Below are 20,301 nucleotides of genomic sequence, written 5' to 3' on the forward strand. Positions count from 1 at the left end.
TCCCGGCGGCCCTCGACGAGAGAAAGACACCATGCTGAGCGTTCTGAGCCTGGTCACGCGACGACTCCTGACCCTGATACCGCTGGTGCTGGGCATCACGATCTTCGTATTCGTGATCATGCAGTTCTCCCCGATCGATCCCGCGCTGTCCGTCCTCGGTGATCAGGCGACCCCCGCGCAGGTGGCCGCGTTCAAGGCCGCCAACGGTCTCGACGACCCGCTGCCGCTGCGGTACCTGCACTTCCTGGGTGACCTGCTCCGGGGTGATCTCGGCGTGACGTTCCCGCCGTCCGTCCCGGTCGCCGACAAGATCGCCACCGCGCTGCCGCTGACCATCCAGCTGACGGCCCTCGGGATCGTCGGCGCGCTGGCCATCGCGTTGGCCCTCGGCATCCCCGCCGCGCTGTACCGCGACCGCTGGCCCGACCAGGTCATCCGGTTCGTCTCGATGGCCGGCATCGCCATGCCGTCGTTCTGGCTCGCGCTCCTGCTCATCCAGGAGCTGTCGGTCCGCCGCCCCGTCTTCCCGACGGGCGGGTACGTCAACCCCGGCGACTCGTTCTCCCTGTGGTTGCAGTCCCTCGCCATGCCCGCGCTGGCGCTCGCCGTGCCGGTCGGCTGCTCACTGGCCAGAATCGTGCGCACGTCCATGGTCGAGGAACTCGACAAGGACTACGTGCGGACCGCCATCGGCGCCGGGCTGCCACCCCGCGTGGTGATCGGACGCAACGTGCTGCGCAACGCGCTCGTCAACCCGCTCACCGTGCTGGGCCTGCGGATCGGCTACCTGCTGGGCGGCACCGTCGTGATCGAGGCGATCTTCTCGTTGCCCGGCATGGGCACCCAGATCATGAGCGCGGTGCAGCAGAACGACACAGCCCTCGCGCAGGGAACCGTGCTGACCATCGCCATCTGCTTCGTCCTCGTGAACCTGGTGGTCGACATCCTCTACCTCTTCGCCAACCCTCGACTGCGCGGAGCCCACTGATGCGTCGCACACTCACCGCCCGGCTGTCGACCCCCGGCATCGCCTTCAAACGGCTCAGCGTCACGGCCCGGATCGCACTGAGCTTCGTCCTGCTCATCGTTGTCGTTGGCATCTTCGCGCCGCTGATCCTGCGGCACGACCCCGCGCAGGCCGGGCTCGGTCCCGCGCTCACCGGGCCGAACGGTGACTACTGGTTCGGCCTGGACAAGCTCGGACGCGACGTCTTCTCGCGGCTGGTCGCCGGCACCCGACGTTCGCTGATCGTGGGCTTCGGCAGCGCCGGCATCGCCCTGGTGGTCGGCGCCATCCTGGGCGCGCTGGCCGGAACCAGCCGGCCCGCCGTCGACGAGGTGGTGATGCGCTGCCTCGACGTCGTCATGGCCTTCCCCGCCATCGTGCTCTCCGCCCTCCTGATCATCTCGTTCGGTAAGAACAGCCTCGTGGTCCTCGTGGTCGCGATCGGCTTCGTCTTCGTGCCCTCGATCGCGCGGATCGTGCGCGCCAACGTGCTGTCGCAGTACCGCGAGGACTACGTCGCGGCCGAACGGATCATCGGCGCGCGGCGACCGCACATCCTCTGGCGGCACATCCTGCGCAACTGCGCCGCCCCGATCCTCGTCTTCGTCACCGTCATGGTCGCCGACGCCATCGTGTTCGAGGCGTCGCTCTCCTTCATCGGTGGCGGGCTGGCACCCCAGGAGGCCGCGTCCTCGTGGGGCTCGGTGATCGCCTTCGGCAAGGAGATGGTCCAGATCGGTGGCTGGTGGGCCACGTTCTTCCCCGGCCTGCTGATCCTGCTCACCGTGCTCGCCCTGAACGTGCTCTCCGAGGGGATGTCCGACGCGTGGGCCGCCCCGGCGGCGCGGCGCGCCACCACCACGAAGAACGGCGACGCGCAGGAGGAGGCGCAGCCCGGCTCCGGTGAGGTGGTGCAACTGCCCGGCCTGGCGGAGGCGGCGCAGCGGCTGCGCGAGCGGGCCCGCCCGCTCCCGCAGGGCGAGCCCGTCCTGGAGGTCCGCAACCTGTCGATCGGGTTCGAGGGACGCCACCGCGGCGTCGACATCGTCGACGACCTGACCTTCGACGTGCGCCCCGGCGAGGTCCTCGGCCTGGTGGGGGAGTCCGGCTCCGGCAAGTCGCTGACCTCCCTCGCCGTGATGGGCCTGCTGCCGCAGGGCGCCCGGGTACGCGGTGAGGTCCGCTTCGCGGGCACCGACCTGTTGACGGTGAGCACCAAACGACGCCGTGCCCTGATGGGGCGCGAGATCGCGATGGTCTACCAGGACGCCCTCTCGGCGTTGAACCCGTCACTGCGCATCGGCCCCCAGCTCGCGCAGATGATCAGCCGTGGCGGCACCCGGTCGGCCCAGGAGCTGATGGAACTGGTCGGTCTGGACGCGCAGCGCACCCTGTCCGCGTACCCGCACGAACTCTCCGGTGGGCAGCGGCAGCGTGTCGTGATCGCGATGGCGCTGTCCCGGGACCCGCGGCTCATCATCGCCGACGAGCCGACCACCGCGCTCGACGTCACGGTCCAGGCGCAGGTCATGGAGCTGCTGCTGCGGCTGCGCGGCCAGCTCGGCTTCGCGCTGATCCTGGTCAGCCACGACCTCGCACTGGTCAGCGACGTCGCGGACCGGGTCGTGGTGATGTACGGCGGGCAGATCGTCGAGAGCGGCGTCACCGCCGACGTGGTCGGCGCGCCGGCGCACCACTACGCCCGTGGCCTTCTCGGTTCCGTGCTGTCCCTGGAGGCCGGCGCGGAGCGGCTCACCCAGATCCGCGGTGTGGTGCCGTCGCCGGCCGACTTCCCGGCGGGCTGCCGGTTCGCCGACCGCTGCCCGATGGCCAGCGAGGTCTGCCGGGAACAGACGCCCCGGCTGGAGGGCGACGCCGCCCACCGGTACGCCTGCCACCACCCGGCCGTCACCGTCAGGGAAGAGGAGCTGACCCGATGAGCGCGTCCCACCAGTCGATCGTCGAACTGCGTGACGTGCACGTGGTCCACCGCACCCGAGGGGGTGGCCTGTTCGGCCGCGAGCGGGTGTACGCCCTCACCGGCGCGGACCTGACCGTGCGGGCCGGCGAGACGATCGGCGTCGTCGGCGAGTCCGGCTGCGGCAAGTCCACGATGGCCAAGGTGCTGGTGGGCCTGCAACGGCCGACGAGCGGCACTGTCGCCTTCGCGGGCAAGGACGTGTGGTCGATGAGCGCGGCGGAACGCCGACTGCACATCGGTGCCGGCGTCGGCATGATCTTCCAGGATCCGGCCACGTCGCTGAACCGGCGCATGCCGGTCCGCGACATCCTGCGCGACCCGCTCGACGTGCACCGTCGCGGCACCCGCACCGCCCGCGAGGAGCGGGTCAGGGAACTGATGGCGCTGGTGGGGCTGCCCCGGTCGGTCGCCGACGTGCTGCCCAGCCAGCTCTCCGGCGGTCAACGCCAGCGGGTGTCCATCGCGCGCGCCCTAGCCCTGGAGCCGGGGCTGGTCATCGCCGACGAGCCGACCAGCGCCCTCGACGTGTCGGTCCGGGCGCAGATCCTCAACCTGCTCCTGGACCTCAAGGAGCGGCTGAACCTGGCCATGGTCTTCGTCTCGCACGACATCCAGACGGTCAAGCGGATCAGTGACCGGGTGGTCACCATGTACCTCGGCCGGATCGTGGAGCAGACACCCGCCGCCGGGCTCCCCGAGGTCGCCCAGCACCCGTACACCCGGGCGCTCTTCTCCGCCACGCCGGGGCTGCTCTCGCCGCTCGACCCGATCCCGCTGGTCGGCCCCGTTCCCCTCGCCACCCGCCCGCCCAGCGGTTGCCCGTTCCGTACCCGGTGCTGGAAGGCCACCGACGTGTGCGCCACCGAGATGCCGCCGCCCGAGGCGGACGGCGGCGGCACCCACGAGTTCCGGTGCTACCACCCCGTTCCCGCGGGATCCAGCAACGCCGAACTGGTCGAGCTCGCCAGAGCATCGACCGGTCGCACCACCCCCCTACATGTCGAGGAGTCAGCGTGACCACCCCTGCCCCGCGGTTCGCCGGAGTCGTGCCGCCGGTCGTCACCCCCCTGACCGAGGAGGGTGCTGTCGACGTCGCCTCCCTTGAGCGACTCGTCGAGCGGATGCTCTCCGCCGGCGTCGACGGCATCTTCGCCCTCGGCAGTTCCGGCGAGACGGTGTTCCTCACCGACAGTCAGCGGGACCAGGCTCTGGAAACCGTGGTGAAGACCGTGGGCGGGACCGTACCCGTCATCGCCGGGTGCATCGAGCCGACCACCCGCCGGGTGCTCGACCGGGCCGACGCGTCGACGCGGCTGGGGGTCGACGGCCTGGTGGCCACCGCCCCCTTCTACGCCATCGTCGGCCCGCACGAGGTCGAGCGGCACTTCCGGTCGCTCGCCGCGTCGGTCGACCTGCCGCTGCTGGCGTACGACATTCCGGTCTGCGTGCACACCAAGCTGTCGCCGGGTCTGCTGAGCCGGCTCGCCGTGGAGGGCGTCCTCGCGGGTGTCAAGGATTCCAGTGGCGACGACGTCTCCTTCCGCCAGCTGGTGCTGTCCATCGCGGAACACGCGCCGGACGCCGGCTTCAGCCTGTTGACCGGTCACGAGGTGGTGGTCGACGCGATGATGCTCGCCGGTGCCTCCGGTTCCGTCCCCGGCCTGGGCAACGTGGACCCGCAGGGCTACGTGCGACTGCACCGGGCCTGCCTGGCCGCCGACTGGGACACCGCCCGCGCGGAGCAGGACCGGCTGACCCGGTTGTTCCGGATCGTCGACGCGGCCGACCCGGCGACGGCGGCGGGGGCGACCCGGGGCGTGGGCGCGTTCAAGACCGCCCTGGCCCTGCTCGGCGTCATCGACAGCAACGCCGTGTCGCTTCCGCTGCGACCGCTCGACGCGGACGAGACGGCGCGGGTGCGGGGCCACCTGGAACTGGCGGGACTGCTCTAACCATGTCCGAGGTACACAGGCCCCCGGTTGTCGCCGCGCTCGACATCGGGGGCACCAAAACGGCCGCCGCCCTGGTGACCCGCCACGGCGAGGTCGTCGACCGGATCACCGCCCCCACCCCGGGTCGGGCCGGGGCGACCGCCATCCTGGACACCGCAGCCGACCTCGTCGGTCGGCTGCGGGCGCGGGCGGCGGGAACACGCGTCCACGCCGTCGGAGTGGGTAGTGCCGGGGTCATCGACCACCGGACCGGCCGGGTGCTCTCGGCCACCGACGCCCTGGCCGGTTGGGCCGGCACGGATCTGCGCGGGCGACTGCGCGAACTGCTCGGCCTGCCCGTGGCCGTCGTCAACGACGTGCACGCGCACGCCCTCGGCGAGACGCGCCACGGTGTGGCCGTCGGCCACGAGACGACGCTCTTTATCGCTGTCGGCACCGGTATCGGCGCCTCGTTCGTCATCGACGGCACAGTGCTGGCCGGAGCCCACTCCGCTGCCGGCCACGCGGGTCACCAGCCCTCCCCGTACGCGGTGGGGCTGGCGTGCACGTGCGGCGGCCGGGAGCACCTGGAGGCGCTCGCCTCCGGCCCCGGCCTCACGGAGGAGTACGTCCGGCGTACCGGCCAGCCGGTCGACGACCTGCGCACGGTGGCCGCGCGTGCGGCGGACGGCGACGTCCTTGCCATCGAGGTGGTCCTGCTGGGCGGGGCCGCCGTCGGCTCGGCGGTCGGCGGTCTGGTCAACGTGCTCGACCCCGCTGCCGTCGTCATCGGCGGCGGCGTGACCGGCCTCGGCGAGCGTTGGTGGCAGGCGCTGCGCGACGCCGTACGGCGGGAGACGTTGCCCAGCCTGGTCGGCGTGCCCGTCCTGGCCTCGACCCTCGGAACGGACGCCCCACTTCTCGGCGCCGCCGCACTCGCCTGGGAGGGCACCGCATGAACAAGCTGATCGAACAGCTCCGGCACCGCCTCGTCGTGTCCTGCCAGGCGTACCCCGGTGAGCCGATGCGCAGCCCGGACACGATGCGCCGGGTGGCCCTCGCCGCCGCCAACGGCGGCGCCGCCGGCATCCGCGCCCAGGGCCTGGCGGACATCGCGGCCATCCGAGGGGCGGTCGACCTGCCGCTGATCGGGCTGTGGAAGGACGGGGACGACGACGTCTTCATCACCCCCACGCTGGAGCACGCGCTGTCGGTGGCGCGGGCCGGCGCGCACATCGTGGCTCTCGACGGCACGGCGCGGCCCCGGCCGGACGGCCGCACCCTCGCCGAGACCATCGCCGCCGTCCACCAGCTGACCGGGGCTCTGGTGATGGCCGACTGTTCCACCCTCGCCGAGGGGATCGACGCCGCAGCGGCGGGTGCCGACCTGGTCGGTACCACCCTGTCCGGTTACACCGCGTACACCAGCAAGCAGCCCGGCCCGGACCTGGACCTGGTGGCCCGGCTCGCCACCGCGGTCGACGTGCCGGTGGTCGCGGAGGGCCGGATCCACACACCGGCGCACGCGGCCCAGGCGCTGCGGGCCGGGGCGTGGACGGTGGTGGTGGGTACGGCGATCACCCACCCCAGCACCATCACCGGGTGGTTCGCGGCGGCGATGGCGAACGCCGCACCCACCCCCACGACCATCTGACAATCCTGCTGCCGTGGAGGCCAAGCTGTGGCTTTGAGCGATCTCACCGTCGCCGACTGCTGGGCGTACCGACCCGACCTGACCGTTCCGGAGGACCTGCACGCGTTCTGGGAGCGGACGCTCGGTGCCGCCCAGCCCACCGCGGCGACGTACGAGCCCGTCGACACCGGGCTCACCCAGATCCGTACCTTCTCGGTCACCGTCCCCGGCTTCGGCGGCGAGCCGGTGCACGGCTGGCTGCACCTGCCGGCGACCGCCATCGAGCCGTTGGCGTGCGTGGTCGAGTACCTCGGGTACGGCCGGGGTCGGGGACTGCCGCACGAGAAGCTCTTCTGGGCCTCGGCGGGCTTCGCGCACCTCATCATGGACGCCCGGGGGCAGGGCTGGAGTGCCGCGCCCGGCAGCACCGCCGATCCGCACCGGTACCCGGCGGGCACCGTTCCGGGGTTCCTCACCCGTGGGGTCACCAGCCCGGAGGACTTCTACTACCGCAGGCTGATCACCGACGCGGTCCGGTTCGCCCAGGCCGCCCAGGAGCATCCCGCCGTCGACCCCGACCGGGTCGTCGTCACCGGCATCAGCCAGGGAGGGGGCCTGTCGCTGGCGGTGGCCGCGTTGTTCCCGGGCGTGGCGGCGGTCATGCCCGACGTGCCGTTCCTGTGTGACTTCCCGCGCGCCGTCCGGGTCGCCACCGAGGGCCCCTACGGCGAGGTCGTCGAGTATCTCGCGCTGCACCGCGACCAGAGCAGCGAGGTGTTCCGCACGTTGTCGTACGTCGACGCCGCGGTGCTCGCACCCGGCGCGACAGCGCCCGCGCTGTTCTCCGTCGCGATGATGGACCGGACCTGCCCGCCCTCGACCTGCTTCGCCGCCTACCACCGTTACGGCGGCGACAAGGAGGTGCGCGTGTACGAGTTCAACGACCACGAGGGTGGCGAGGCACACCAGCAGCTCGAACAGCTCGCCTGGCTGCGCAAGCTCTTCGGCCGCTGAGGCGGTGGCCGCCGGCTGGTGTCAGCGCGGCTCCCACGCGTCGGGCAGCGCGGTGAGCTTGCGGACGTGCGCGGGCAGCCGACCGCTGACGATCTCGGCGAGGCTCACCTCGTCGACGACCCGCCGCACCGCCGCCCGGACGGCCACCCACAGGCCGGGAAGGTTCTCCGCCGAGCCTTCGTAGCGGGTCTCCTCGGGGCGCAGCCCGCGTACCCCGGCCAGGGGGCCTTCAACTGCGCGTAGCACCGCGCCGACTGTCACCTCGCGGGGCGGGCGGGCGAGGGTGTAGCCGCCCTCGGCGCCGCGTTGGGCGCGGACGATGCCGGCCCGGCGCAGATCAGCCAGGACCGCCTCCAGGAACTTGCGGGGCATGTCCTGCTCCGCGGCGATGGCCTGGGTGGACAGCAGCGAGGGGTACGCGGTGGCGAGGCTCAACGCCGCCCGTACCGCGTAGTCGCCGCGCGCGGAGATCTGCACCCTGTCATCATGCCCGGCCGGTGACCTCCGGCCCTCCGGCGGGCGGCAGTGGTCTCGTCGGGTGGTCGCTGTTGGCGGAGTCACCGGGGGTGCCGAGGCGGAATCTGGCCCCGTTGGCGGCCGTCGACTCGGCCGGCGGTCGCTGTCGGATCACTCGACCGGCCGCCGGTTGGTCCCGTGCGGCCCGGAACGCGCCGGGGCTGACGCCGACCTCGCGGGTGAAGAAGCGGCCGAAGTTCGTGGGTTCGGAGAAGCCGAGCCGCCGGCCGATCTCGGCGATCGGCTGATCCGTGGTGGCGAGTAACCGGCCGGCCTGCAACGCGACCCGCTCGTCGATGACCTGCTTGGCGCTGCGGCCGGTGACGGCCAGGCAGGCCCGGGTCAGGGTCCGCACGGAGCAGCCCAGCTCGGCCGCGTAGTCCTCGACCCGCCGGGTGTGCGGATAGCCGTGTTCCACCTCGCGGCGGAACCGGTGGAACGTCTCGTCCTCGGGCCGCGTCGACGGCCGGTCGGCGTGCGGGAGGGCCAGCCGTAGCAGCAGCACGGCCAGTTGGTGCCGGAGCAGCACGCGGGCGGTGGGGCCGTCGGGGTGCCGCCGGCAGTCCACCGCCAACTGGCTCACCTCGCTGATCACCGCGTCCTCGTCCTCGCCGGCCAACTGCCGCCAGGTCGCGGTGGTGTTCAGGTCGATGTCGAAGTCGCGCAGCGCCTCGGGCTCCCAGGCGACCACTGTGGCGTCGAACTGGGGGCCGGCGCAGCGCAGCACCTGGCCGGGGTGGACCCGCAGCAGCGTGCCGGGCCGGCACAGCAGCAGGTGAAAGTCGAGTTCCGCGTCGCCGTGCCCACGGGTGGTGAGAATCAACAGCTCCCGCTCGACGACCACCGGCCGACGCCAGCCGGGGTCACCGGCGAGGTCGGCCAGCGCGAACGTGGCTATCTCGTCGGGTCCGCGAGACGCCGTTCCGATCGATGGCGCGGGGGAGGGATCGGTGGAGACCATCGCCTGCGACGGTAGCCCGAACCGCAGGTCACCGCATCCCGGTCGCCGTTCGGAGCGGAATCCGCGGTGTGCCCCGGGCTTGTCCGGGTCCTGGGAGCCGGGCTACGTTACCCGACGGTAGCGCCGCCGGTCCGCGGTTCACCCGGCACTCGCCGGCCACCCCGACCGGCCGGCGGCCCCCGCCGACTCGCGATGGGATGGGCATGACGCAGCTGTTCTCGGTCGAAGGTAAGACGGTCCTGGTCACCGGCGGGTCGCGGGGGATCGGGCTGATGATCGCCCAGGGTTTCGTCCGGGCCGGCGCGCACGTGATCATCTCGTCGCGTAAGGCGGACGTCTGCGAGGCGGTCGCCACCACCCTCTCCGCCGAGGGCCGCTGCGAGGCCATCCCCGCCGACCTCAGCGACGACGCCGGCGCCGAGACGCTCGCCGCCGCCGTACGCGAGCGCTTCGGTCGGCTCGACGTGCTGGTCAACAACGCGGGCGCGACCTGGGGTGCACCGCTGGAGGACTACCCGGAGGCCGCGTTCGACAAGCTCTGGGCGGTCAACGTCAAGGCCGTCTTCCGGCTCACCACCGCGCTGCTGCCGGCGCTGCGCGCCGCCGCCAGCGCCGACGACCCGGCCCGCGTGATCAACATCGGGTCGATCGACGGCATCCGGGTGCCGATGATGGAGGTGTACGCGTACTCGGCCACCAAGGCGGCCGTGCACATGCTCACCCGCAGCCTCGCCCACCAGCTCGCCGGTGAGCAGATCACCGTCAACGCGATAGCGCCCGGCCCGTTCGAGAGCAAGATGATGGCGTTCGCGCTCGACGACCCGGCGAGCCGGGCCGCCATCGAGCAGCAGGTGCCGCTGGGCCGCATCGGACGCCCCGAGGACATGGCCGGCACGGCCATCTACCTCTCGTCACGCGCCGGCGCGTACCTCACCGGAGCCGTCATTCCGGTCGACGGCGGCATCACCACGCACGGCTGAGCACCGGCGGACCCCGGGGCCGCGCTGTCCGCGTACCCGATGGGGTGTGTGCCGGGGCCGCGCGGACTCGGCAGATCCGCGCGGCCCCGGTGTGGCCGGTGTTGCAGTGTTCGGGCGGTCAGCGACCGGCGAGCAGCCGGTTCACCGCCGTGTCGACGTCCAGGTGCTCGGCCTCACGGCCGCGCGGGACGACGACGTAGGTCCGTCGAAGGAAACGCACCAGGACGCTGCGCGGCACCTCGAAGAGGGCGTTGCCGTCCGGTGACGAGAGGGCCAGCGCGACGAAATCGCCGCGCGGTGTGGCCCAGGGCCAGACCCGCACATCCCCGATGCCGGCCGGTTCGTCCAGGCCGGTGACCAGAAGTTCGCGAGCGAACGACCAACTCACCGCCTCGCCCCCGGCCGATTCGGCATGGAACAGGACATGGACCGCATACGGGTCAGCAGGGTCGTAACGCAGACTGGCACGCACCGGCAAGGCGGTGGCGTCAGGTGCGACGAGCCTTAGCGACGTCTCGACCTCTACGGTCGTCGGTCGGATGACACTCATGGACGTTCTCCCCCCGGCACCGCTGCGGAACGCGCGTGTCCCGCTTTTCCCATACTCAGGTGCTACTCCTGGCTACGCTCCGCCATACGCTGACTTCACCCAGTGGTGGGAAGGGGGACGGAAAGGCCGCGTGAATGTGAGCATTCATGTAGGATTTCCGGTTCTGCCCAGTGCGTGATCCCGCCCGGCATCGGGTGGCTCAGTCGTCGACTTACTCCGGTAACGTCCAGTCGGCCGTTGCAGTGACGGGCCCGAGCGACACTGGGGGGTGAAATGGTGACGAAGCAATCCTCAGTGGATGCGGCGGCGGCGCCCGGCCCGCCGAAAGTCGCGGTCCGAGCAGCCGAAAAGCGGGGGTACGGAGTGCCGATGAAGCAGCCCGAACGGGCCGGTCGGCCGGCGTCCGACGCCGGTCGCTCCGGTGGCGATGATGCCGGAGCCGATGCCGGTCGTGGCGGCGGCGCCGGTGCTGATGGTGGTGGCGGAGTCGCCGTGCACGATCGGCCCCGACGCCCCCGCTGGCGCGAGCGGATCTCACTGACCCTCGACCTCATCCGCGCCAACCCCACCGGCCGAATCGCGCTCAAGATCTTCATCTCGATCGCCGGGGCGCTGGTGGTGACCATCGGCATCGCCCTCATCCCGCTGCCCGGGCCGGGCTGGCTGCTGGTGATCGCCGGCCTGGGCATCTGGGCCGTCGAATACCACTGGGCCCGCCGGCTGCTCGGCTTCACCCGCCGCCACGTCCACGGCTGGACGCGCTGGGTGACGAGGCAGTCGCTGGCGGTGCGACTCGTGCTCGGTTCCGCAGGCCTGGTCTTCGTGGCCACCGTGGTCTGGCTGTCCCTCAAGTACAGCCTCGGCATCGACGTGGTGGCCGAAGCGATGCGGTACCTCGCGACGCACTGACCCCGGATTTCCGGTCCGGTTCCACGATCGGGTAGAGTCAGAGGCGCTGAGGGCGATTAGCTCAGTGGGAGAGCGCTTCGTTCACACCGAAGAGGTCGCTGGTTCGATACCAGCATCGCCCACTCTCAGTTCTGGCAGTTCAGAGGCCGCTTCCCGAGTTCGGGAGGTGGCCTTTCTGCTGTCGTACAGCAGCTTTGTACAGCAGCGGTCAGCGGACGGGTGACGACAACGCGATGGGATGTCCGGCTGTGCTGTTACCTTGCCGGCCGTGACTGATCAGCTGACGTGGATCGACCGGATTATCGACGTGACCGGATGGCGCAAGGTGCCTGAGGACGGTGTCGGTTGGGAGCAGGTGGAAGCCCAGCTGGGGGTTACGCTGCCCACGGACTTCAAGGAACTGTGCCGCCGGTTCGTTCCGGGGGCGTTCTACGCCTACCTAGACCTTTTCCGGCCGACCGACGATCACGCGCAACCGCTGTTTCAGGCATGGGCCTATTGTCCGCAGTGGCCAAGCGAGCCTGACTTCGCGCGGTTGTGGGCCCCCTATGAGATGTACGAACCCGACAAGGGGGCGGGGCTGATCCAATGGGGCAGCGATCAGACCGAAGGGGAGTACTACTGGCTGGCGGACCGCTCTGTGGAACCCGACCGGTGGCCTGTGGTCGCGCGGTGGGACGGCATCGAGCCATGGCACCAACTCGACATGTCGACGGCCGAGTTCGTCTACCGGGTGATCGCGGATCCGGAGTTCAAGCCGTTCACGGTGGCCGACCCGCCGCGGCGACCCTTCTACCTCCCGCATTGGGGGCCGTTCCCGATGAGCGCTGAGGACTGGGATGCTCTCACCGACCCGAACCGCAAGGGCTGAGCCACCCCTTCCGGGGCTGCCATTCAGGGACGAGAGTCAGCGGCCGAGGGAGTCGCATGGGGGATTGAAGCCACGTTGGCTGCTCAGGCGGCAGCGGCGACTTAGCGCGAGTGTGCGACAGCAGCGGTGACAGCAACCGGCCGGGACGAGGGCAGCCGCCAGCGGCCGACCAGGGACAGCCGCCCGAGGTCGCAGACCTGGACGAACGCCGTTGGACGACGTGCCCAGAACTTACAAGCGAGGGGTCAAGGGCTCCCGGACCAGCAGCGACCTACGTCGCGGACGTGTTGTAGCGATCAAGTGTCGTCTTAGAAGTCGAGGCGTCGCGGAAGACGAGTTCCCACGGGCCGGTGTTCACGTCCATGTCCTTGCCGAAGCCGATCCACTTTCCGGCCATACGTCGACCTGTCGGCTCGGCGATGAGTTGAATTGCCCCGTGGTATCGGGCGCCCCGGTAGTAGCCGGTGGGGTCGGTCTGCTCCACCCAGGTGCCGGTGACGACGGCACCGTCCACGGTCAGGTCCAGCGAGAGAGACGATGACGCCGAGCCAGGAAGGCTGCGCGCCGTGAGCCGATCGCCGTGCTGGAGCAGCACCACGAAGTGTTGTCCAGCAAAAGAGTCTCCCCGCCCGCTGGAGTAGTACTGGTAGCGGCTGAGCCACACGCCTTCGTAGGACTGGTGGGCCGTGGTGGGCTTGGACGTCGGCGTCGGTGTGGCCAGGCTGGACACGGGCGAGGTCAGATCGTGGCCGCCGTGTTCGTCGTCGGCAACATGCCCGCCTGGCACCGCGTCGAAGCCGAGCAGTGAGATGGGTAGACCGGTGACGACCTCCAAGGCGCGGGCGTAGACGGGGCGGGGCGCGGCGATTGCGCCGGACTCCCATCGCTGGACGAGTCTCTTGTTGGCGTCGTTGGGCTCGCCGACGCGGTGGCCGGCGGCCTGCAGGGCGCGAGCGAAGTCGTCCTGGCTCATGCGCATTCCGGTGCGGACGGCCCGCAGGGCGGTGTTGGGGGCGACCATGACTGCCACCATAGCGCCATGTCGCCTTAATGTCGCCGGCTAAGTGACCTGATTGTCGGCCCTTGTGCCGTCGCAGCAGATGACATTCCGACGTCACTGTTGACCCGCGACGGTCGACGTGCCGCCGCTTCTACTGGCGGAGGTGTGGGGATGCCGCGTAAGGGCGACGAATCGGCGGTGAGTCGGGGCGAGCAGATCCAGGCGGCCGAGCGGGAGGCGGCGAGGCGGCGGCTTCTCGCCGAGGCGGAGGCGGATCGCATCCCGGTAGAGGAGACGACTCGGGCCGTTCCGGATCGGCGGTGGCGTCGTGGGCAGCGTTGAGCTGTTGCCGGTCGGGCGGCGGGTGGCGTACTGGCGGGGTCGACGGAAGCTGTCGCAGCAGGTGTTCGCCGACCGGCTCGGCAAGTCAAAGAGCTGGGTCGACAAGGTCGAGCGCGGAGTTCGGCGGCTGGACAAGCTGTCAACACTTCAGGAGATCGCTCGCGTACTTCGCATCGACACCGCCGCTCTTGTCGACCGGGATGCCGCGCCGGTCCAGGCAACGGGTCGCGATGACGGCGTCGAGCGGATCAGAGCAGCGCTGTCCCGCTACGAGATCCCGTTGGGCAGGCCGGCGGGCAGCCCGATATTGCCGGTGGACCGGATGCTGCAGGATGTGGGGTACGCGTGGTCGACGTTCCAGTACGCCCGCTATCCGCAGGTGGTCAACCTGGCGCCGGACCTGCTCACCGGTGCGCAGCGCGCCCATGCTGAGGTGCCGGTGGCGGGTCGGGTGCCGCTCGTCGAGGCGTACCGGATCATCGCTTCTCTGTTGGTCAAGCTCGGCGACGCCGAGCTGGCCTGGTTGGCCGTGGATCGGGCGATGCTCGCCGCCACCGGTGACCGGGAGTTGGTGGCCGCCGCAGGCGTGCAGCTCGGGCAGGTGTTGCGCGCGCTTGGCCGGGTGCGAGAGGCGACGTCGGTGACGCTCGGTGCCGCGTATCGGATCGCTCCGCCTGTGATCGAGTACGGCACGCCTGCGGAGTTGTCCCTGTGCGGAGCCTTGCTCATCCAAGCCGGCCTGGCGGCGGCGCAAGACGGGAACGAGGCCTCCGCCGGCGAGCTGCTCGACGAGGCCGCCGGTATGGCGGAGCGGGTCGGCGACGGGCACGACCACCACCGCACCGCGTTCGGTCCCACCGCCGTCGACCTGGCCCGCGCCGCCGTCGAAGTCGGCGACACCCAGGAGGCGATCGCCTGGCACGAGAAGGCCACCGCGCGGGGCGGCTGGCGGTGGCTACCTGCCGAACACCGCGCCGCGCACCTGCTCGACGTCGCGCGTGCCTACCTGCAGGCCGGGGATACGGGCAGCGCCGCCCGCGTGCTGACCGAGGTCGAGCGCACCGCACCAGCCGAGATCAGGTGCCGGCCCGCCGCCCGGGACGTCGTCGCCGAGGTTGCCCGTCACCCGCGCGCCCCGGCCACGATCGCCCAGCTCGCCGCCACGCTCGGGGTGGGCTGAGCGGCATTCCATGCGGCAGAGAAGTACAGCAGCGAAGTACAGCAACCGTGCCAGCCGAACCGGCCCGAGAGGCGCGTCAGCGGACCGTCTGACCTCGCATCGAGCCCGACCCGGCCGGCTTGCCGAGAGTTCACACCGAAGAGGTCGCTGGTTCGATACCAGCATCGCCCACTCTCCGTCGGGCTGTCTTCATGCCCGCGCCACGCCCAACGCGAAAGCCAAGTGACGTTGGAATACTGATCCGCGTCGAGGTGCTCGGGCCCACAGGCCGCCTACCGACTTGCTCGACGGGCACCGCCCACCCGCGCCACCACGATCGCCGGCAGCCTGACCTGGTGTCCCACGGGCAACAGGTAGAGCAGCAGCGCCCCACTCATCGCGAAACCGAAGGTGACCAGTTCCAGGACGACCGCGATACCGACGTGGAACACCAGCCCGGCGACCAGGAGCAGGCGGCGCAGCTCGGCGGGCATCAGCCGGGCGAGGGCCAGGGCGAACTCCAGCACGAGCACCGACCAGGTGAACAGCGTCACCCCCACTGCGGAACTAGTGACCGCCTCGATGAGCGGACGCAGGAAGTCGGGTGGCTCGTACCCGGGTGTGCGTAGCCAGTAGAACATCGCCGTACCGTCGGCCCACTCGGTGACGCCGAGCTTCGCGATGCAGGCATGCAGATACACGACGGCGACCTGGAGCCAGACGAGGACCAGAGCGGCGTACGCGACCACCCGGCCGGCGCCGATCGCGGTGCCCGCCGGGGGCGGTTGCCAGTGCCACCGCCGGGGGTCGGTGAGGGCAATCGGAAGCAGCAACAGGCTGAGGGTCGCGGTGATGTGGTCACCGCCGTCCAACGCGGACAGGTTCGCGATCACGCTCCACGAGATGTACCAGTGTGGCAGTGCCGTCCAGCGGGGCCGCCAGCCGCTGGCCACCACTACCAGCACGGCGATCGCCGCCCACGCGGCGAGCTGCCCCTGCCGGGCGGGCAGCACGCACCAGATGCCGGCGGCGGCCGGCCCGGTGCAGCTCTCGGCGCTGTCCATCGACAGCAGGACCGCCGGCGGGTTGACCAGCAGGGTGGCGCAGGTGCCGGTGGCCAGCAGCGTACGGGCCAGCCCGAATCCGCTCGACCAGGGCGCGACGGCCAGGGCGGGTCGGCAGCGCCGGCCGAGCCGGGCCGGCCACCGGTCTAGCAGGTCACCGTGAGGCGGGCCAGCCGGGACGGGAGCACGGTCGGCAGGTCGTTCCAGGCCCATGGCAGTACCTCCTGAAGGACGATCCCGATGTCGCCGCAGAGCGTGCGTACGGTGGCGGTGTTGGTCACCGCCGTGGCCCGGGCGGCGGCCAGGCAGGTGGAGGGTTCCCCGTCACACCGGGTCCACGAGGTTCCGTCGAGTCGGCGGGTGAGCAGCGAGATCTCGGCGCTGCGGGCACGGTCCCGCTTGTCCAGGCCGGCCGGGCCGCGGCTGCTGCTCGAGGCGGGCCGCCACCGGCCGTCCCGGTCCGTCGTGTAGGCCACCGGGCTGGGCCGGCGGGGGTCGCGGGTGAAGAACGCCCAGCCTTCCGGTACGAGTGCGCGGGCCACCGTCCGGCCGGGCGGGGCCGGCATCGCAGCCACCGGCAGCACCGCCCTGGTGAGGTAGCCCACGAGGAGCATGGCGACCACCGCGATCCCGGCGATCCACCGGCCCAACCGGGTGTCGTCCACCGTCGACTACCCGGCTCGCAGGTCGCGGGCGATGGTCGCGATGAACTGGTCCTGCACCAGTTTGGCCCGTGGCGCTGGGTTGCCGGCCATGTCCCAGGACCAGTCGGCGAAGCCACCGGCGAAGACGGCCCGGATGGTGCCGACCTCCAGCGCGGTGCGGTTGTTGTTGTCCATGTCGATGTAGGAGTCTGCCCGGACGACCTCGTACGCGTTCTCCAACAGGGCGTCGTTGACCAGGAGCACGGCGGAGTCCACGGTCTCCTTGCCGAATGTCCGGTTGAACACCTCGCGGGCCAGTGCGACGAGGGTGACGAGCCCGTCGCGCACCACGACCGGGTTGCCGCTCTGCACCCGCTGTCCGATCATCACGTCGGACCAGGTGCCCCGGCGGGTCAGCTCGGCGTTGAGCGCGCTCTGGGCGTACCGCAGCGCCGACGTCCACCGGGTCGGCGGGCGCTGCAGGTACACCAGTCGGAAGGCAGCCGGCCCGTCGTTGAACAGGATCGCGTCGGAGAGTTCCGTGGCCCGGTGTCGCGGCGGTGGGCCCGGCCAGCCGGGGTCGGCCTGGCCGCGCGCCCCGAAGCCGAGGGAGACCGTTGCCAGGACCAGCACGAGCAGGCCGAACCAGATCTTGCGATGCATCATGACTTCCTCCCGCACAGCAGTGACTCTTCCGGAGCACCCTGCGCCCGGCCGTCCCCGATCGATCCCCGGCTCGTCCCCGGCGGCGCCGAAACACCACGGATCAGAGCCATCGACGGTTAGCTGTGCAATAGCTCGTAGCGGTGGGAAAATCCGCGGTGGCGGGGCTCATTCAGCGGTCCCACGCGGTTCACGGAGAACAGCTCGTGCGGCGCGGACGAGGGCGGGAGGTACGTGAGGTTCGAGGCGCTGGGGCCGCTCCGAGTGCGACTCGACGGTGGCCAGATCTCCCTGGGCGCAGCACGGGAGCAACGGATCCTGGCCGCCCTGTTGCTCGACGCGAACCACGTAGTGCCGATGTCGCGGCTGGTCGACGTGATCTGGGACGAGCATCCGCCCACCAGCTCGGTCAAGGTGGTCCGCAACTGTGTGTCGACCTTGCGGAGGCACTTGGCGCGGGCGGGCGAGATCGTCACCGACTCCGGCGGTTACCTGCTTCGCGTCCCGGACGACGAGATCGACCTGCGGGTCTTCGTCGAGCGCGCACGGCAGGGCCGCCGGCTCGCTGCGGCCGGTGACCTGACCGGCGCGGTCGTCCACCTGCGGGAGGCGCTGGCGCTGTGGCGCGGGTCCGCCTTCACCGGAGTGACCGGCCGGCTGGTCGAGGCGGCGGCGGCCCAGCTCAACGACCAACGCCGCAGCCTCCAGGAAGAACGCCTGTCGCTTGAACTCACGCTGGGCGGCGGAGCCGAACTCGTGGACGAGATCGCCGACCTGGTCGCGGCGGAACCACTGCGCGAACGGGCCCACGGACAGCTCATGCTCGCCCTGTACCGGGCAGGCCGCCGGACCGAGGCGCTCCGGACGTATCACCAGGTACGCCGACTCCTGGTGGGTGAACTGGGGATCGAGCCGGGACCGGAACTGACCGAGCTGCACCGGGCAATCCTCAACGCCGACCCGCGACTGGCACCGGTCACGGCGCCCGCGGCAATCTCCCGGCCGGAGCCCAGCCAGCCGGAGGCATCGACAACGACCAAGCCGGTTCCGGCGCAGCTACCCGCGTCGCCGTACGCCTTCACCGGACGCACCGCCGAGCTTGCCGAGTTGTCCGGGCTGCTGGACGCGGGGGCTCGGACCGGCACGGCCGTGGTGGCAGTCCTCTCCGGCATCGCGGGGGTGGGGAAGACGGCCCTGGCGGTCCACTTCGCCCGTCTCGTGGCCGACCGGTTTCCGGACGGTCACCTTCACGTCGATCTGCGTGGCTTCCATCCGACCGGTCCGCCGCTTGATCCCGGTGAGGCGGTTCGTGGTTTCCTGGACGCGTTCGAGGTGCCGGCACAGCACCTGCCCGAGGGGCTCGCCGCCCAGTCGGCGTTGCTGCGCACGCTGCTGGCCGGTCGTCGGGTCCTGCTGGTGCTGGACAACGCCCGCGACAGCGAGCACGTCCGCCCGCTGCTGCCGGGTGGACCCGGCTGCCTCACCCTGGTCACCAGCCGCAGCAGGCTGACCGGCCTGGTGATGACCGAGGGGGCCCATCCGGTCACCGTCGACCCGCTGCCGCTCGGCGACGCGCACAGTATGTTGATCCGCCGCCTCGGAGCGACCCGGCTCACCGCCGAGCCGGCAGCCGTCGCGACGATCGCGGCCCGGTCGGCGGGGCTGCCCCTGGCGCTGGCCATCGTTGCGTCCCGGCTGGTCGACCACCCCCGCTTCTCACTGCGGGCCATCGCCGAGGAACTGGACCTGGCCCACGGAGGTCTGGAGGGGTTCACCGACGCCGAAACCGACGTCCGCTCGGTCTTCTCCTGGTCGTACCGCGCCCTGAGCGGTCCGGCCGCGCGCCTGTTCCGACTGCTCGGCATCCATCCCGGCCCGGATCTGGGTGTGGGCGCCGCGGCCAGCCTCGCCGGTGTTCCACCCGCGCGGGTACGCCCGCTGTTGGCTGAGCTCGCGCACGCGCACATGGTCACCGAGCACACGCCCGGCAGGTACACGATGCACGATCTGCTCCGCGCGTACGCCATGGAACGGACGGACATCGAGGAGGACGGCGCCGAGCGGCTCGCGGTGACCAACCGGATGTTCGACCACTACCTGGCCGGCGCCCACCTCGCCGACCTGCGACTGCATCCGCATCGGGATCCGATCCGGCTACCACCGGCGGTGGCGGGCGTGACCGTGGCGGCCATCGACGACCGCGAGGTCGCCCGGACCTGGTTCAGCCAGGAGTACCCGGTGCTGCTCAATCTTCTGCGACGGGCCGGCGGCGACGGGTACGACGTCCACGCGTGGCAGCTCGGCTGGGCCCTGACCACGTTCCTGGACCGATGTGGCCGTTGGCATGACCAGGCAATCGTTCAACAGCTCGCGTTGGAGGCGGCCCGCCGGGTCGGGGACCGGGACGGGCAGGCCCGCGCACACCGCAACATCTCCATCGCGCATCTGCGTCGGGGTCTGCACGGCGAGGCCCGCGACCACCTGTGGCACGCGGTGCGGCTCTACCGCGGGCTCGGCGACCAGGTCGGGCAGGCCCGCACCCTGCTCAACCTGGGTACGGTCGCCGAGCATCGCGGTCAGCCCCGGCTCGCCCTGCGCTACGCCGAACTGGCGCAGCGGCTGTTCCGGGCGGCCGGGCACCGAGCCGGGCAGGCGAACGCCCTGAACAACGCGGGTTGGTACCACAGTCAGCTCGGTGACCACGAGCGTGCGCTACACCACTGCCAGCGGGCACTGCTGCTGCAACAGGAGGCCGGTGACCGCTACTGGCAGGCTCACACCTGGGACAGCCTCGGGTGCGTGCACCACCATCTGGGCCAGTATCCCGAGGCCACCGAGTGCTACCGACAGGCCCTGTCGCTCTGGCGCGAGACGGGCGAACGCTACTACGAGTCAACCACGCTTACGCACCTCGGCGACACCCATCTCGCTGTGGGCGAACGGTCGGCGGCGCGTGGGGTGTGGCGGGAAGCGCTGGACATCATCGTGGAGTTGGGCCAGGACGCTGACCGCATTCTGGAGAAGATCCGTACGGTGACGACTGGGTGAGGCTGGCCAGGACGCGTTGTCTGCGGCGG

Annotated in this window: 20 protein-coding genes and 1 tRNA gene; 14 read left to right on the forward strand and 7 right to left on the reverse strand. The window is 71.1% G+C overall.

The features are described from left to right. Positions 1-31 precede the first annotated feature (31 nt). From QSK15_RS09735 to QSK15_RS09765, 7 genes are read left to right on the forward strand one after another with little or no spacing between them, the layout of a single operon-like run. On the forward strand, positions 32-988 hold the full coding sequence (locus tag QSK15_RS09735; RefSeq protein ID WP_285793836.1) for an ABC transporter permease: 957 nt from the start codon (positions 32-34) through the stop codon (positions 986-988). Then, positions 988-2,946, forward strand: coding sequence for a dipeptide/oligopeptide/nickel ABC transporter permease/ATP-binding protein (locus tag QSK15_RS09740; RefSeq protein ID WP_285793837.1), 1,959 nt, complete (start codon positions 988-990; stop codon positions 2,944-2,946). Before QSK15_RS09735 ends, QSK15_RS09740 begins: the two co-directional genes overlap by 1 nt. Continuing rightward, positions 2,943-4,004, forward strand: a complete 1,062-nt coding sequence (locus QSK15_RS09745) for an oligopeptide/dipeptide ABC transporter ATP-binding protein (RefSeq protein ID WP_285793838.1) — start codon at positions 2,943-2,945, stop codon at positions 4,002-4,004. The genes QSK15_RS09740 and QSK15_RS09745 overlap by 4 nt, the downstream gene beginning before the upstream one ends. Then, entirely contained in the window at positions 4,001-4,939 is a 939-nt protein-coding gene (locus QSK15_RS09750; RefSeq protein ID WP_285793839.1) for a dihydrodipicolinate synthase family protein, read from the forward strand. The genes QSK15_RS09745 and QSK15_RS09750 overlap by 4 nt, the downstream gene beginning before the upstream one ends. Positions 4,940-4,941: 2 nt before the next feature. Next, the gene (locus QSK15_RS09755; protein WP_285793840.1) at positions 4,942-5,877 is read left to right on the forward strand and encodes an ROK family protein; all 936 of its coding nucleotides are present in this window, start codon (positions 4,942-4,944) and stop codon (positions 5,875-5,877) included. Continuing rightward, positions 5,874-6,572, forward strand: coding sequence for an N-acetylmannosamine-6-phosphate 2-epimerase (locus tag QSK15_RS09760; RefSeq protein WP_285793841.1), 699 nt, complete (start codon positions 5,874-5,876; stop codon positions 6,570-6,572). The genes QSK15_RS09755 and QSK15_RS09760 overlap by 4 nt, the downstream gene beginning before the upstream one ends. 27 nt (positions 6,573-6,599) lie before the next feature. Then, complete coding sequence (locus QSK15_RS09765) at positions 6,600-7,565, forward strand: acetylxylan esterase (RefSeq protein ID WP_285793842.1); 966 nt, start codon at positions 6,600-6,602, stop codon at positions 7,563-7,565. A 21-nt stretch (positions 7,566-7,586) separates the two neighbouring features. On the opposite strand, the gene QSK15_RS09770 is transcribed toward QSK15_RS09765, so the two are convergent. Both QSK15_RS09770 and QSK15_RS09775 read right to left on the reverse strand, forming a co-directional pair. Continuing rightward, on the reverse strand, positions 7,587-8,042 hold the full coding sequence (locus QSK15_RS09770) for an RrF2 family transcriptional regulator (RefSeq protein ID WP_030333674.1): 456 nt from the start codon (positions 8,040-8,042) through the stop codon (positions 7,587-7,589). Between the two features lie 7 nt (positions 8,043-8,049). After that, the gene (locus tag QSK15_RS09775) at positions 8,050-9,042 is read right to left on the reverse strand and encodes a helix-turn-helix transcriptional regulator (RefSeq protein WP_285793843.1); all 993 of its coding nucleotides are present in this window, start codon (positions 9,040-9,042) and stop codon (positions 8,050-8,052) included. Between the two features lie 203 nt (positions 9,043-9,245). Between QSK15_RS09775 and QSK15_RS09780 the strand changes: the two genes are divergently transcribed. Further along, entirely contained in the window at positions 9,246-10,022 is a 777-nt protein-coding gene (locus QSK15_RS09780) for a glucose 1-dehydrogenase (protein ID WP_030333678.1), read from the forward strand. Between the two features lie 118 nt (positions 10,023-10,140). Here the strand turns inward: QSK15_RS09780 and QSK15_RS09785 are convergent, their stop codons facing one another. After that, complete coding sequence (locus QSK15_RS09785) at positions 10,141-10,572, reverse strand: SsgA family sporulation/cell division regulator (protein WP_007457244.1); 432 nt, start codon at positions 10,570-10,572, stop codon at positions 10,141-10,143. A gap of 294 nt (positions 10,573-10,866) precedes the next feature. On the opposite strand from QSK15_RS09785, the gene QSK15_RS09790 reads away from it, so the two are divergent. The 3 genes from QSK15_RS09790 (at position 10,867) to QSK15_RS09800 (ending at position 12,352) form a co-directional block, all read left to right on the forward strand. Beyond that, positions 10,867-11,481 (forward strand): TIGR02611 family protein, encoded by a 615-nt coding sequence (locus QSK15_RS09790; protein WP_502889559.1) that lies wholly within the window; start codon positions 10,867-10,869, stop codon positions 11,479-11,481. A 50-nt stretch (positions 11,482-11,531) separates the two neighbouring features. Beyond that, a tRNA-Val gene (locus QSK15_RS09795) sits at positions 11,532-11,603 on the forward strand. Positions 11,604-11,749: 146 nt separating this feature from the next. Further along, a complete protein-coding gene (locus QSK15_RS09800) occupies positions 11,750-12,352 on the forward strand; it encodes a hypothetical protein (RefSeq protein ID WP_285793845.1) in 603 nt (200 codons plus the stop codon). A gap of 271 nt (positions 12,353-12,623) precedes the next feature. On the opposite strand, the gene QSK15_RS09805 is transcribed toward QSK15_RS09800, so the two are convergent. Beyond that, positions 12,624-13,385 carry a helix-turn-helix domain-containing protein gene (locus QSK15_RS09805; RefSeq protein ID WP_393256019.1) on the reverse strand — a complete coding sequence of 254 codons (762 nt, stop codon included), beginning with the start codon at positions 13,383-13,385 and terminating at the stop codon, positions 12,624-12,626. A gap of 138 nt (positions 13,386-13,523) precedes the next feature. Between QSK15_RS09805 and QSK15_RS09810 the strand changes: the two genes are divergently transcribed. Beyond that, complete coding sequence (locus QSK15_RS09810; protein ID WP_285793846.1) at positions 13,524-13,694, forward strand: hypothetical protein; 171 nt, start codon at positions 13,524-13,526, stop codon at positions 13,692-13,694. After that, positions 13,681-14,874 (forward strand): helix-turn-helix domain-containing protein, encoded by a 1,194-nt coding sequence (locus QSK15_RS09815; protein WP_285793847.1) that lies wholly within the window; start codon positions 13,681-13,683, stop codon positions 14,872-14,874. Before QSK15_RS09810 ends, QSK15_RS09815 begins: the two co-directional genes overlap by 14 nt. A 272-nt stretch (positions 14,875-15,146) precedes the next feature. Here QSK15_RS09815 and QSK15_RS09820 read toward each other — a convergent pair whose 3' ends face one another. Genes QSK15_RS09820 through QSK15_RS09830 form a run of 3 tightly spaced genes read right to left on the reverse strand, consistent with a single transcriptional unit; the run spans position 15,147 to position 17,227 of the window. Further along, a complete protein-coding gene (locus tag QSK15_RS09820) occupies positions 15,147-16,130 on the reverse strand; it encodes a sporulation-delaying protein SdpB family protein (RefSeq protein WP_285793848.1) in 984 nt (327 codons plus the stop codon). Further along, complete coding sequence (locus QSK15_RS09825) at positions 16,064-16,582, reverse strand: SdpA family antimicrobial peptide system protein (protein ID WP_285793849.1); 519 nt, start codon at positions 16,580-16,582, stop codon at positions 16,064-16,066. Before QSK15_RS09825 ends, QSK15_RS09820 begins: the two co-directional genes overlap by 67 nt. A gap of 6 nt (positions 16,583-16,588) precedes the next feature. Further along, entirely contained in the window at positions 16,589-17,227 is a 639-nt protein-coding gene (locus QSK15_RS09830) for a sporulation delaying protein family toxin (protein ID WP_285793850.1), read from the reverse strand. A 231-nt stretch (positions 17,228-17,458) separates the two neighbouring features. On the opposite strand from QSK15_RS09830, the gene QSK15_RS09835 reads away from it, so the two are divergent. Further along, positions 17,459-20,272, forward strand: coding sequence for an AfsR/SARP family transcriptional regulator (locus tag QSK15_RS09835; protein ID WP_285793851.1), 2,814 nt, complete (start codon positions 17,459-17,461; stop codon positions 20,270-20,272). The last annotated feature ends 29 nt before the right edge of the window (positions 20,273-20,301 follow it).

It is taken from the genome of Micromonospora sp. NBRC 107095 (genome assembly GCF_030269705.1).
GTDB lineage: Bacteria > Actinomycetota > Actinomycetes > Mycobacteriales > Micromonosporaceae > Micromonospora > Micromonospora parva.

What these genes read in the sequence shown, in the direction of transcription:
- QSK15_RS09735 (WP_285793836.1), top strand. Translation starts at nt 32, where the DNA reads ATGCTGAGCGTTCTGAGCCTGGTCACGCGACGACTCCTGACCCTGATA.
- QSK15_RS09740 (WP_285793837.1), top strand. Translation starts at nt 988, where the DNA reads ATGCGTCGCACACTCACCGCCCGGCTGTCGACCCCCGGCATCGCCTTC.
- QSK15_RS09745 (WP_285793838.1), top strand. Translation starts at nt 2,943, where the DNA reads ATGAGCGCGTCCCACCAGTCGATCGTCGAACTGCGTGACGTGCACGTG.
- QSK15_RS09755 (WP_285793840.1), top strand. Translation starts at nt 4,942, where the DNA reads ATGTCCGAGGTACACAGGCCCCCGGTTGTCGCCGCGCTCGACATCGGG.
- QSK15_RS09760 (WP_285793841.1), top strand. Translation starts at nt 5,874, where the DNA reads ATGAACAAGCTGATCGAACAGCTCCGGCACCGCCTCGTCGTGTCCTGC.
- QSK15_RS09775 (WP_285793843.1), bottom strand. Translation starts at nt 9,042, where the DNA reads ATGGTCTCCACCGATCCCTCCCCCGCGCCATCGATCGGAACGGCGTCT.
- QSK15_RS09780 (WP_030333678.1), top strand. Translation starts at nt 9,246, where the DNA reads ATGACGCAGCTGTTCTCGGTCGAAGGTAAGACGGTCCTGGTCACCGGC.
- QSK15_RS09785 (WP_007457244.1), bottom strand. Translation starts at nt 10,572, where the DNA reads ATGAGTGTCATCCGACCGACGACCGTAGAGGTCGAGACGTCGCTAAGG.
- QSK15_RS09805 (WP_393256019.1), bottom strand. Translation starts at nt 13,385, where the DNA reads ATGGTGGCAGTCATGGTCGCCCCCAACACCGCCCTGCGGGCCGTCCGC.
- QSK15_RS09810 (WP_285793846.1), top strand. Translation starts at nt 13,524, where the DNA reads ATGCCGCGTAAGGGCGACGAATCGGCGGTGAGTCGGGGCGAGCAGATC.
- QSK15_RS09820 (WP_285793848.1), bottom strand. Translation starts at nt 16,130, where the DNA reads ATGGGCCTGGAACGACCTGCCGACCGTGCTCCCGTCCCGGCTGGCCCG.
- QSK15_RS09830 (WP_285793850.1), bottom strand. Translation starts at nt 17,227, where the DNA reads ATGATGCATCGCAAGATCTGGTTCGGCCTGCTCGTGCTGGTCCTGGCA.